A 12,755-nucleotide genomic window follows, 5' to 3' on the forward strand; every position below is an offset into this window, starting at 1 on the left:
CTACATCTGATTGGGATTGCCCCTTCGGTCAATACGTCATTTCGTTGTTAAGGTTGCGCACTTGCAGCTAGCCGGTGGTCACGGTTTGGCTATACGTGCTCGATGTGACTTCGATAGAAGCGGACCACCTGAGTGACGGCAGTACCGCTGGTCGAAACTGTCATTTCTCACAGGTAGTGGTGTCCCGTGTGATGTGTAAGGGTACTTATTCTTTTCAGGGTAGTGATATGAGCAAAGCGCTAAGTAGTGGGACCGTGTTAGTTGTGGACGATCATCCGTTTATACGGGCAACCGTCAAGCATTTGCTCAAGTGCGAAGGCTTCACTGACATCGAGGAAGCCGGTACGGGGGCGGACGCGCTTCAGAAGGTTAGAGAGAAGCGTCCAGTCTTGATTATTCTCGACCTGGCCATTCCAAAACTGGGTGGGCTGGAGGTGATCAGCCGGGTCAAGGCGCTGGGTGTGCCGTGCAAAATTCTGGTACTGACGTCGTATCTGCCGGAGTTTTTTTCCACGCGGTGCATGCGTGCCGGCGCCATGGGGTTTGTCGCCAAGACCGGAGAGCTGGAGGAGCTGCAAAAAGCCATTAAGGCGGTGATGTCCAACTACAACTGCTTCCCCAGTCTGCCGAGCAGTTCGGTGCGTCGTGATGATTTGCAGACCACCGAGCACGAGCTGGTGCACTCGCTTTCAGACCGCGAGCTGGCAGTGCTGAGGATGTTGGCGTTGGGTTTTACCAACAACAAAATTGCTGCAGATATGCTGCTGAGCCACAAGACCATCAGCACCTACAAGACCCGGCTCAAGGAGAAGCTGCGGATGACGTCTGTGGTGCACATGGCCAAGTTTGCCCAGCGTAATCATCTGATCTGAATCGACATGATCCTTGCCCAGGTCCGACGGTTGATCATGCTGGTGTTGATGAGCCTGCTGCCGTTGCTCGCTGCGGCCCTTGATGAGCCCCACACCTTGCGGTTGCTGGGGCATTCCAGCCTCGACGAGAATGGCCCGCCCGTGGTGCTGGGGGACGCTGACTGGCACTGGCTGCGTGAGCGCCGCACGCTGTGGATGGGGGTTTCCGCGCCCGATTACGGGCCTTTCGAACTGACCAACAATAACGATGAACTGGAAGGCGTCACCGCCGACTATGCCAAGTTGCTTGCCCAGGCGCTCAACGTCAGCGTTGAAGTGCGCCGCTATGACACCCGTGATGAAGTGATTGAGGCGCTCAAGCAGGGCTCTATCGATTTCTTGGGGTCGGCCAACGGGTTTGAAGCGGGGGACCCGCAACTCGTCCTTTCGCGCTCCTATGCCAATGATCAGCCCATCCTGGTCACCCGTACCGGAGACACCCAGTCCCTGAGTGTCGACCTGGCCGGCAAGCGTGTGGCGATGCTTTATCACTATATGCCGCCCGATGTGGTCGAGGCGTTTTACCCCAAGGCCCATGTGGAACTGTTTGCGTCGGTCTTCGAAGCCATCGGCGCCGTGGCTTTTGGCCGTGCCGATGTCTACCTCGGAGACGCCATCACCGCCCACTACCAGATCAACCGCAACCACCTCAACAATGTACAGCTGGCGGACTTTTCCACTTTGGAGTCCAACGCCTTTGCGTTCGCGCTGGCCCGGGACAATATTCGCTTGCTGCGCATCATCAACAGCGCGCTGAGGTCGATTCCGGCTAACCAGCAGCTGGATATTTTGCGCCGTTGGAGTGCTGGCAATCTTGGTGTTCTGGGGACCGAGCGCCTGCGCTTAAGCACCAGCGAGCAACGCTGGCTGGAAAAACACCCACGGGTGAGGGTGGTAGCGTCCGACCAGATGTTGCCGTTGGCATCCTTCACGGCACAAGGGCAATCAGAGGGCTTGAGTGCAGACGTTCTATCCCGGATCAGCTTGCGCACCGGCTTGAAGTTCGATGTGGTCCCGGGCGGCTCAATGCCTCAGCAAATAGAGGCGGTCCGTTCCGGCCGGGCGGACATGATGGCGGTGGTCACGCCCAGCCTCGAAGGCTCTGACCAGGTGCGTTTTACGCGGCCCTACTTGACCAATCCGCTGGTGCTGGTCACCCGTACCGACACGCCTGGCACCATGACACTGGAAAATATGCTGGGTAAACGCCTGGTAATACCCAGCGGCAATGCGCTGCGTGACGTCATCAATCGCGACTATCCCGGTATCCAGTTTGTGGAGGCGAAAAATCCTACGGATGCCATGGCTCTGGTGGCCAATGGCAGCGCCGAGGGTGCCGTCAGTTCACTGATCTATGCGCGTTACCTGATCGCCTTTGAGTACCGCGATCGCTTGCACGTGACCAGCACCGTCGGCTCTGAACCTGTGCGTATGACGTTCGGGGTCAACCGGGGGCAGTTGGAGCTGTACTCGATACTGGACAAGGCGTTGCTGAGCATCCCGCCTCAGGAAATGGATGAACTGATCAGCCAATGGCGCACCGATGTCATCATCGAAGACCATTGGCTACGCCATCGCCGCACGATTATCCAAGGATTCGGCCTGGCGGCGGTATTGCTGCTGATCACCCTGGGATGGGCGATTTACCTGCGCAGCCTGATACGCAAGCGCGCTCAGGCCGAACGCGCGTTAAGTGACCAGATGCGCTTTATGGGCGTGCTGATCGACGGTACGCCCCACCCGATCTACGTGCGTGATCGTCAGGGTCGGCTGATGGCCTGCAACAGTGCCTACCTGGACGTGTTTGGCTTCAAGCTTGAAGCGGTGATCGGCAAGACGGTGATCGAGACCGACACCGGCAACCCGCCGCAGGCCCAGTCATTCCATGAGGACTATCTGCGGTTGATGGAGCGGGGCGAACCGCAGATTCATGATCGGGTGCTCAGGTTGCCTGCGGGCAAGGTGTTGACCATTTACCACTGGATGCTGCCGTACCGTGATGGCGACGAAAATGTCGTGGGCATGATTGCCGGTTGGGTCGATGTGAGCGAGCGCCAGCGGCTGCTGGGCCAGTTGCAGGAAGCCAAGGAGGACGCTGACGCCGCCAACCGTGCCAAGACCACGTTCCTGGCGACCATGAGCCACGAAATTCGCACCCCCATGAACGCGGTGATCGGCATGATCGAGCTGGCGCTGGCCAACGCTGAACAAGGGCGTGCCGACCGTGACGCCCTGGAAGTCGCTTCGGTGGCCTCGCACGGCATGCTGGACCTGATCGGCGACATTTTGGATATTGCCCGAATTGAGTCCGGCCATTTATCTTTGTCCCTTGAACCGGCCAACCTGCATGAGCTATTGAAGTCGGTGGCGCGGGTATTCGAAGGGTTGGCGCGCGCGAAAGGCCTGGCGCTGCAAGTAGAGCTTGATCCGCAGATGGATTGCGCGGTGTTGATCGACCCGTTGCGATTCAAGCAGGTGGTGTCCAACCTGCTGAGCAATGCCATCAAGTTTACCGACCACGGCCGGGTGCGCTTGGGCGGCCGCTGTGGGTTGGCATCGGACCCCGGCCAATTGAACCTCACCTTGTGGATAGAAGACACCGGCATAGGCATCAGTGCCGAGGACCAGCAGCGGCTGTTCAACCCGTTTATCCAGGGCAGCAATACCGAGCAGTCGGCGCGCAGCGGCTCGGGCCTGGGGTTGGTGATCAGCCGCACGCTATGCGAAATGATGGCGGGGAAACTGCAGTTGAGCAGTACGCTGGGGCAGGGGACACGGGTGGACGTAGCACTCACGTTGGCCACCACAGCAGCAATAGCGGCCGAGGTTTCGGCTACGCCGGAACCTACCCGTCCCGTGCGTGTTTTGGACATTCTGGTGGTGGATGACTACCCGGCCAATCGCCTGCTGCTGGCCCGGCAGCTGAGCTTTCTGGGGCATCGCATCAGCACCGCCGAAGACGGCGTCCAGGGCTTGGAACGCTGGAAAACCCAGCGGCCGGATGTGGTAATCACCGATTGCAACATGCCCCTCAAGGATGGCTATGCCTTGGCGCGTGAAATCCGTGCGCAAGAGCGTGAGCATGGCTTGCCCGCCTGCCTGCTGCTGGGGTTTACCGCCAATGCCCAGCCGGAAGAAACCGAGCGCTGCCGGCAGGCGGGCATGGATGGTTGCCTGTTCAAGCCTGCCGGGCTTGAGGACTTGCGCTCTGCGCTGAGCGTCTATGCGCTCGGCCCTGAGTCACCCGACGCTGGTCCAGGGTTTGATTTAAAGGCTTTGAAGGTCGTCACGGGAGACGATCACGCCGCGCTCAATGAGCTTTTGAGCGCCTTGCTCGACAGTTTGGAGGCAGACCGCGCGATGCTGGCGTTGCTGGCGCGTCAGCATAGTTTTAGTGGGCTGCATGACCTCGCACACCGCGTCAAAGGTGGGGCGCGAATGGTCAAGGCCGAGCCATTGATAGCCAGTTGCGAAATGCTGGAGGCGGTGTGTGAGCGACAGGAGCGCAGCACATTAGGCGCGGCTGTTGCAACAATTGACACGGCAATTGCTGATTTGCACCAGCGCATGGGTGACTACTGCAAGCAGGCCTGACTGCAGTTGAGGGGCATTCGGTGAATTTGGGAGAACTCCTACATGAAGGGGGAACATGCCTGATTTTGTCTTCGGTATATGTCTGGAGAATGGGGCACGCTCACTGACGAGCGCTGCCAGCCCAGGGGTTCGCCATGCCGAACAAAGCACTGACCATCCTGATTGCCGATGAACAACACCTGCAACGACTGTACATAGAAAAAATGCTCAATCAGTTGGGTTACCACCGCATTGTGCCGGTGCAAACCTACCAGGAAGTCCAGATACTCACCGCGATCCCTGCCGAGCCCTTCGACGTATTGATCATTAATGCGGGGCTGGCGCTGCAGGCTTGCGGGCCGCAGCCTCAGGTGCGGCATGTGCTGCTCTATGACCATCAGGAACTGGGCGAACCGGCTGATACTCAGCCTGCGGTGCTGGTGCGGTTGCCGGGTGTGCCGGACAGCGTCAACCTCGAACACTTCATGGACATCATCGACCCACCCGCAGCCACGGCGGGCCTGCGGGTGTTGCCATGGCTGCGGGAATTATCGCGCAAACCGCTGGCCGGGGTTTAGTCCCACTTCGGCGCAATGCCCTTGGGGCTGGTCAAGCGGTGGCCACGCTCCAGGGCGGCAATCTGCGCCATGTCGGCAGCGCTCAAGGTCAGGTGCAGTGCCTTGAGATTGCTTTGCAGGTTGGCGCGTTTGGTCGACGACGGGATCACCGCGTAACCCAACTGCATGGCCCAGGCCAGCGTGACCTGCGCCGGTGTGGCTTGATGGCGCTCGGCGATCTGCTGGATCACCGGGTCTTTGAGCACTTCGCCATAGGCCAGGGTCATGTACGAGGTGATCTGGATACCCTGGACGGTGGCAAAATCCACAACCTTCTGGTTTTGCAGGTAGGGGTGCAACTCGATCTGGTTGGTGGCGATGTTCTCGGCACCCACCGCGGCGATTGCCTGCTTCATCAAGTCAATGGTGAAGTTGGAAATACCGATCTGGCGTGTCAGTCCCAAGCGCTTGGCTTCCAGCAACTGGCCCATGAATTCGGCGACCGGCACCTGGTCTTCCGGCGATGGCCAGTGGATCAGCGTCAGGTCGAGATAATCGGTTTTGAGTTTGCGCAGGCTTTCGCGCAGGCTCGCAATCAACTGGCCTTCGGCGAAATTGGCGATCCAGATCTTGCTGGTGATAAACAGCTCATCACGCGCTACGCCGCTGTCGGCAATGGCTTGGCCGACATCGGCTTCGTTCTCGTAGATCTGCGCAGTGTCGATGACGCGGTAGCCCAGTTCCAGGCCGGTGCTCACCGAGTCGATCACCACCTGGCCTTGCAGGCGGAAGGTGCCGAGGCCGAAGGCGGGGACGTTTGGGGTTGGGGTAGACATCAGTAACTCCAGAAGGGGTGTGAACAATGGAGTCGAGTATCCGCCCGTCGTTCACTCGGAAAAACCGCCCATTGCGAAAAGGACTCTTAACCACAAGTCACGAATACCCGCGGCCTTGTCAGGGTGAGCAGGCTGTGCCCAGCACGCTGATTCACAACAGCACGGGTTCGCATGACCGCTGGTCAACTTTGTCACCCGATGCTTACCGGCTTCACTTGCCAGCCATGGGTGTGGCGCGGTATTCCAGAATGCTTTATGCCAGCCTTGGAAAGACCATGACCCAACACCTCACCGAATACTCCGACGCCAGCCCTGAAGTGCGTGCGGTTTACGACGACATCATGCAAACACGCAAGGTCGACCAGGTGAACAACTTCTGGAAATGCCTGGCCGCCCACCCGCCGACGTTGCGCCGCACCTGGGAAAGCCTCAAGGAAATCATGGCACCGGGAGCTCTCGACCCGCTGACCAAGGAGTTGCTGTATGTGGCGGTCAGCGTGACCAACAATTGCCCGTATTGCATCGCCTCCCACACCGCCGCCGCACGCAAGGCCGGCATGACAGACGAGATGTTTGGCGAATTGCAGGCCGTGGTCGGCATGGCCAACGAGACCAACCGCCTGGCTACCGGTTACCGTGTACCAGTGGACGATATGTTCAAGTGGCCGTGATACCCAGCTTCATGCGCAGATGCGCGAGGCTTCTGCCGGGCGCGCAGGGCGGTGGTGATAGAACTGCCCCTGCTGCGCCTTTCGGCTTCTGCGGGACTGGGAACGGGTCCATGTGGTGAAGTCAAAACGAGTGGCCGACACGACGTTTTCCTGAACCAGCAGGATCGGCCTGGGGCGGTTTATAGGGGCGTGGTGAGTGTGGAGCGTGACCTCCAATGTGTCCTTGTCCCGGTACCCGCTGAGTATGGGCACCAGGCTGAACCCCTGACCAATGCCTTCGGACTCCGTGGGGGTGCCTGCGAATACTACAATCCCGACATAGACCTTCCTGTTGCTCAAACTGAACATGCACGGCACACACTTGACGATGGACTCTCTCAATAAAAGCTTGAATGGCGTGCCCTCAAGAATACCCAGCGAAAGCACATGGTAGAGCTGCGTGTCGGTTTCCAGCTTCAGCATTTTCTTCTTCGCGCGTACATATAGCCTTGCCCAGAAAAAAGGAATCGCCAGAGTGGTCATACCCGCCTGCAACATGAAAACCCATAGCGTGCAGTTTTTCTCATTGGCAATGTCGAGTTGTACCAATAGCGTACCCAGTTTTTGGCTGTAGTCCGCCGCAACTTCATGCCCGGCGATAAAGGCTGCTTGTTTTGATAACGTCAGCAGGGCAGCACTCAAAAACGTGGCAACGATTAGGCAGAGCATTCCGAGCCTTGCTACCTGCAGGTAAAGCAACTGTCCCTGGAATCGGTGCAATCGCAAGTAGAAAAACGGGTGCCTGAGGCAGACCAGATAGCCACTGACCAGTAACGGCACAATGATCAGCAGGCCCATGAGTCGTCTGACTCCATTTTTTGCACTTGGCGCAGAGCGTCCTTGTAACCCTCTGACGCGATAACCTCATCGATGTCCAGGCCGATGCCTCCACGTACGACCTTCCAGGTTTTACGGGATTTGACATCCCTTACTCGATCCCAATCGTCCTGAGTCGGTTTCCCAAACAACAAATGCAATAAAGACATGGCGACAACCTCGAAAAGAAGTAGCCATTTTTATAGCAAGCGACTGGGTGCCTCACCACTGATGGCAAGCCGCGCCACTGTCGCCAGTTCCCGTAGGAAACGTCTGCATTTGCTACAGCGGCCTAAAATGTCGGGGGTGTAATCACCCAGATCACCACTGTATCCACCTTGCCCGGGTTGCCATACCGGTGCGGCTCGCTGCTGGCAAAGCTGAAACTGTCGCCTTCAGCCAGCAGAAAATGCCGCTCACCGACCCACAGCTCAAAGGTGCCGCTCAACACATAGCCCGCTTCTTCGCCTTCATGGCTGTAGCTTTGCTGGCTGTAGGTGCCGGGTGGGAAGCAGGAGTGCAGGATCTCCAGTTGGTGGTTGGGCAATGGCGTCAGCAGTTGGTCGACGATGCCATCTTCATAACGGATGCTTTGACGATTGTTTTTACGTACCACATAGCCTTCATCCGCTGGGGCAGGGGCGGCCTCGCTGGCAAAAAACCACTGGATAGTCACGCCCAGGCTGCGGGCGATATTGAACAGCGCCGGGATCGATGGGTACGCCAGGTTGCGCTCCAACTGGCTGAGATAGCCGGCGGTCAGTTCACTCAGTTGCGCCAGTTCGGTCAGCGTCAGGCCGCGTGCCTTGCGCAGGCCGCGAATGCGCGTACCGAGAAACAGTGGCTGCGGTTCGTCGTTCAGAGTTTCCACGCTACCTTGAGTCCTTCGTAGATCGCCTCTTCGGCGGTGCGCGGCGCCAGGCAGTCGCCGATGCGTTCAAACGGCACCAGCCCGGCAAGCGCCGTGCCCAGAGTGTCCACTGGCTGATGGCCCTGGCACAACACCAGGCTGTCGACGTTCTCCAACAGCATCGGTTCGCCGCTGGCGCTGTGTTGCAAGTAAACCGTGCTGTCGTCGCAGCCGTAGAGGCGGGCATAAGGGATGATGGGGATGCCCAGGCGGTGCAGCTCGCCCGCCAGTTGATCGCGCACATAGAGCGGCAGGTTTTCCCCGCAGTGCGTGCCATTGACCGCCAGTTGCACTTGATGGCCGGCGCGCACCAGACGCTCGGCGATGCCGGGGCCGATCCAGTCGCAGCGCCAGTCGACCACCACCACCGAGCGCCCCAAGGTGACCTGATTGCGCAACACCTGCCAGGCATCGACTACTTGCAGCTCGCCGCCTCGCTCGAATGCCGGCCAATAGGGTTCGGCGCCGGTGGCGATGATCACGTGATCAGGTCGCTGTTGTTCCACCAGGGCGCGGTCGACGCGGGTATTGCGCAGCACACGCACGCCTGCCAGCGTCATCTCTCGTTGCAGGTTGGTACTGGCGCCGCCGAATTCGCTGCGCCGTGGCAGCAACTGCGCCAACAGCACTTGCCCGCCCAATTGCCCGCTGGCTTCAAACAAGGTCACGTCGTGGCCGCGTTGCGCGGCCACAGCGGCAGCTTTCATGCCGGCCGGGCCACCGCCGACCACCATGATGCGGCGGCGTTTCAACGTCGGTTGCAGGTTACCAAAGTGCAGCTCGCGCCCCGTCTCGGGGTGCTGGATGCAGGAGATTGGCAAGCCCTTGTGAAAGTGCCCGATACAGGCCTGATTGCAGGCGATGCACGCGCGCACATCCTCGGCGCGGCCGTCGAGGGTTTTGGCCGGCATCAGCGGGTCGCAGATCAGTGCGCGGGTCATGCCGCACACATCGGCCTGGCCGCGCGCCAGGATCAGCTCGGCCTCCTGCGGCTGGTTGATCCGCCCGGTGACAAACAGGGGTATCGACAGGCTGGCTTTGAACGTCGCGGCCGCATCGGCCAGGTACGCGGCGGCGATGGCCATGGGCGGCACGATATGCACTGCGCCGCCCGTGGACGCCGAGGTGCCGGCGACGATATGCACATAATCCAGCTGCGTTTGCAGGTGTTGCACGGCCTCCAGGGATTCGCTTTCGGTAAGGCCTTCGCTGTCGCGCTCATCGGCAGAAATGCGCAGGCCGATGATGAACTGCGGGTCGGTCGCGGCCCGCACTGCGGCAATAATTTCCCGCAGGAATCTCAGGCGCTGTTCAAGCACGCCGTTGTAGTCATCGGTGCGCCGGTTAACCCGTGGGTTGAGAAACTGCGCGGGCAGGTAGCCGTGGCTGGCGACCACTTCCACGCCATCAATGCCCGCCTGATGCAAGCGCCTGGCCGCCGCTGCGTAACCGCTGACGATCTCATCGATCATCGCCTGGTCGAGCGCCCGTGGCATCACCCGAAACCGCTCATTAGGCACTCCCGACGCCGAGTACGCCACCGCCAGCAACCCGTCTGCCGACTCCATGATCTCGCGGCCCGGGTGGAATATTTGCGACAGCACCACAGTGCCCTGAGCGTGGCAAATATCGGCCAACTCGCGATAGCCGTCGATGCATGCGTCGTCGGTGGCCATCAGCACATGGGAGGTGTACCGCGCACTGTCATGCACGCCCGCCACCTGCAGCACAATCAGCCCCACACCGCCTTCGGCGCGCGCACGGTGATAGGCGATCAATTGCGCATTGACCCGGTTATCCGTCGGCATCGAGGTGTCATGCCCGCTGGACATGATGCGGTTCTTCAGACGTTTGCCGCGCAGTACCAAGGGTTCGAACAGATGCGGGAAGGCAGCGTGCGACATGGTGCGGATACTCCAGGCGCTGTTATTGTTATTTTTCTAGTAAGAGGCGAGCGCCAGTAAAAAATCAACTTGTTTTTTTACTGACGGCTGGCTTAGCGTCGCCTTTACCAACCCCGTGCCTGGAGAATAAAAATGACTCACTCCACCGAGCAGCAACTGCGCGAAGAGCTCGCGGCCTGCTATCGATTGGTCGCGCACTACCGCATGAGCGACCTGATCTTCACGCATATTTCGGTGCGTATTCCCGGGCCGGAACATCACTTTCTGATCAATCCTTATGGGCTGATGTTCGATGAAATCACCGCCTCCAACCTGGTCAAGATCGGCCTGGACGGGCAGGCGGTCGAACCTTCTGCTTATGCCGTAAACCCGGCTGGTTTTGTCATTCACAGCGCCATTCATGGCGCTCGCGAAGACGCCCAGTGCGTGCTGCATACCCACACCCGTGCCGGCTGTGCGGTGGCGGCGCTGGAGTGCGGTTTGTTGCCGGTCAATCAGATCTCGATGGAGTTCTACGGCAAGGTTGCCTACCACGACTATGAAGGCGTCGCCCTGGACATGCACGAGCAACGCCGGCTGGTGCAGGACCTTGGCGACAAGCCGGTGCTGATGCTGCGCAACCATGGTTTGTTGACGGTGGGCGAGACGGTTGGTGAGGCGTTTCTGCGCATGTATTACCTGGACAAGGCCTGCGATATCCAGATCGCCGCGCAGGCCTGCGGCAAGCTGATCCTGCCGCCGGCTGAGGTTTGCGCTTACACCGAGCAGCAATTCAATAACCCCAACCGAGCGCTGGAGGAGGGCGAGCTGACCGATGTGAATGCCATGCAGCTGGCATGGGCGGCGTTGCTGCGGATGCTGGATCGGGTGTCGCCCGGTTACCGCGACTGAGGTAGAGTCGTGCAGCCGACTCAACCGAAGGACACCGCCCCATGACTCAGGAATCGCGTTTCTCCCGCATGGAGCCGCAATTGCGCAAGGCCAACCTGGTTCAGGCGACGCTGACGTGCCTCAAGCGCGATGGCTTCCAGGGCGCTTCGATCCGCAAGATCAGCGCTGAGGCCGGGGTGTCGGTAGGGCTGATCAGCCATCACTATTCGGGCAAGGATGAGTTGGTGGCCGAGGCCTATCGCACCATCACCGCCCAAGTCATGAGCCTGTTGCGCGAGACCATGGCCAAGGCGCCGCCGCAGCCGCGTGAGCGTTTATCGGCGCTGTTCCGTGGCTCCTTTTCAGCTGAACTGCTCGACCCACAGTTGCTGGACGCCTGGCTGGTGTTCTGGGGCGCGGTCAAGACCGCGCCGGCGATCAACCAGGCCCACGAGCATTCCTATGGCGAGTACCGCACCATCATGCGTTCGGCGTTGGCGGACATGGCCAGGGAGGAAGGCTGGGAGCAATTCGACGCTGATTTGGCCGCCATCGGCTTGAGCGCGTTGCTCGATGGCTTGTGGCTGGAGTCGGGGCTCAACCCCGGCACGTTCACGCCGCAGCAGGGCATCCAGATCTGCGAAGCCTGGGTGGACGGCCTGCAAGGCGGCGGTCGCGCGCGCTACCAGCTCAAAGCCTGAACCTTCCCTTCAGCGCCTGAACGCTCTATTCGGGCGTTTTTTTTCGCCCTGAAAATATTTGCAGTTTGCCGATTGCCTCCTTACTGAACACTCGTTTAGTATCTCGCCATGTCGCACCCCTCACGCCAACTAAAATAATTCGAGGAAGCCATGACTACCGATTCGCCCGTGCTCACTCAGGTGCAAGCTGGCGTTGCCTGGATCACGCTCAACCGTGGCCCGCAGCGCAATGCACTCGACATCCCGACCCTCAACTACCTGCATGCGGTGCTCGACGCGTTCAACACCGACCCCAGCGTGCGGGTGGTGGTGCTCACCGGCAGCGGCCGTAGTTTCTGCGCCGGTGCCGACCTGGCTGAGTGGGCCGACGCCGAGTCCCGTGGCGCCCTGGAAACCTACGGCTGGACCGAAACCGCTCACGCCCTGATGACCCGTCTGCATACCCTCGACAAACCTACGATTGCTGCGATCAACGGCACCGCCGTCGGCGCGGGCATGGACCTGACCCTGTGCTGCGACCTGCGCATCGCCGCCCAGTCGGCGCGGTTCAAGGCCGGCTACACCAGCATGGCGTATTCGCCGGACGCTGGCGCCAGTTGGCACTTGCCGCGCTTGATCGGCAGCGAGCAGGCCAAGCGCCTGCTGTTCCTCGATGAGCTGTGGAGCGCCGAGCGCGCACTGGCCGCCGGGCTGGTGGGCGAAGTGGTCGCCGATGAGCAGCTGCATGCCCACGCAAGCGAGCTGGCCACGCGCCTGGCCAACGGGCCGACCTTCGCTTTCGCCCAGACTAAAACCCTGATCCGCGAAGGCGCCGGGCGCAGCCTGCCTGAACAGCTTGAGGCCGAACTGGCCGCCGGGCTGCTGTGCGGGCGCAGCGACGACGGCGCCGAGGCGCTGCGTGCCTCGATGGAAAAACGCCTGCCGGTTTTCTCCGGTCGCTAAGCCCACACAGGAAGCACACACAGGT

Annotated in this window: 11 protein-coding genes; 7 read left to right on the plus strand and 4 right to left on the minus strand. The window is 60.2% G+C overall.

The annotated features are described in order from the left end of the window. Positions 1–227 precede the first annotated feature (227 nt). From GIW48_RS11830 to GIW48_RS11840, 3 genes are all read left to right on the plus strand, one after another. Positions 228–872, plus strand: a complete 645-nt coding sequence (locus tag GIW48_RS11830; RefSeq protein ID WP_026013841.1) for a response regulator transcription factor — start codon at positions 228–230, stop codon at positions 870–872. 6 nt (positions 873–878) lie between these two features. Further along, the gene (locus GIW48_RS11835; protein ID WP_236461173.1) at positions 879–4,505 is read left to right on the plus strand and encodes a transporter substrate-binding domain-containing protein; all 3,627 of its coding nucleotides are present in this window, start codon (positions 879–881) and stop codon (positions 4,503–4,505) included. A 134-nt stretch (positions 4,506–4,639) separates the two neighbouring features. Further along, complete coding sequence (locus tag GIW48_RS11840; protein ID WP_017138999.1) at positions 4,640–5,062, plus strand: hypothetical protein; 423 nt, start codon at positions 4,640–4,642, stop codon at positions 5,060–5,062. Here the strand turns inward: GIW48_RS11840 and dkgB are convergent. Then, positions 5,059–5,877: a 2,5-didehydrogluconate reductase DkgB gene (gene dkgB / locus GIW48_RS11845; RefSeq protein WP_236461176.1), complete on the minus strand. Its 819-nt coding sequence runs from the start codon at positions 5,875–5,877 to the stop codon at positions 5,059–5,061. The two genes, GIW48_RS11840 and dkgB, sit on opposite strands and share 4 nt — an antisense overlap. A gap of 275 nt (positions 5,878–6,152) precedes the next feature. On the opposite strand from dkgB, the gene GIW48_RS11850 reads away from it, so the two are divergent. Then, a complete protein-coding gene (locus tag GIW48_RS11850) occupies positions 6,153–6,548 on the plus strand; it encodes a carboxymuconolactone decarboxylase family protein (protein WP_017139001.1) in 396 nt (131 codons plus the stop codon). Positions 6,549–6,557: 9 nt separating this feature from the next. On the opposite strand, the gene GIW48_RS11855 is transcribed toward GIW48_RS11850, so the two are convergent. From GIW48_RS11855 to GIW48_RS11865, 3 genes are all read right to left on the minus strand, one after another. Further along, positions 6,558–7,385: a hypothetical protein gene (locus tag GIW48_RS11855; RefSeq protein ID WP_236461178.1), complete on the minus strand. Its 828-nt coding sequence runs from the start codon at positions 7,383–7,385 to the stop codon at positions 6,558–6,560. Between the two features lie 310 nt (positions 7,386–7,695). Next, positions 7,696–8,274, minus strand: a complete 579-nt coding sequence (locus GIW48_RS11860; protein WP_017139004.1) for a helix-turn-helix domain-containing protein — start codon at positions 8,272–8,274, stop codon at positions 7,696–7,698. Further along, positions 8,262–10,217, minus strand: coding sequence for an oxidoreductase (locus GIW48_RS11865; protein WP_236461180.1), 1,956 nt, complete (start codon positions 10,215–10,217; stop codon positions 8,262–8,264). The genes GIW48_RS11860 and GIW48_RS11865 overlap by 13 nt, the downstream gene beginning before the upstream one ends. 132 nt (positions 10,218–10,349) lie before the next feature. On the opposite strand from GIW48_RS11865, the gene GIW48_RS11870 reads away from it, so the two are divergent. From GIW48_RS11870 to GIW48_RS11880, 3 genes are all read left to right on the plus strand, one after another. Further along, positions 10,350–11,108: a class II aldolase/adducin family protein gene (locus GIW48_RS11870; RefSeq protein WP_138450339.1), complete on the plus strand. Its 759-nt coding sequence runs from the start codon at positions 10,350–10,352 to the stop codon at positions 11,106–11,108. A 41-nt stretch (positions 11,109–11,149) separates the two neighbouring features. Further along, positions 11,150–11,788, plus strand: a complete 639-nt coding sequence (locus tag GIW48_RS11875; RefSeq protein WP_058420659.1) for a TetR family transcriptional regulator C-terminal domain-containing protein — start codon at positions 11,150–11,152, stop codon at positions 11,786–11,788. 150 nt (positions 11,789–11,938) lie between these two features. Next, the gene (locus tag GIW48_RS11880) at positions 11,939–12,730 is read left to right on the plus strand and encodes an enoyl-CoA hydratase/isomerase family protein (protein ID WP_236461202.1); all 792 of its coding nucleotides are present in this window, start codon (positions 11,939–11,941) and stop codon (positions 12,728–12,730) included. The last annotated feature ends 25 nt before the right edge of the window (positions 12,731–12,755 follow it).

Origin of the sequence: Pseudomonas sp. PA-6-3C (assembly GCF_021605825.1) — a bacterium.
Taxonomy (GTDB): domain Bacteria; phylum Pseudomonadota; class Gammaproteobacteria; order Pseudomonadales; family Pseudomonadaceae; genus Aquipseudomonas; species Aquipseudomonas edaphica.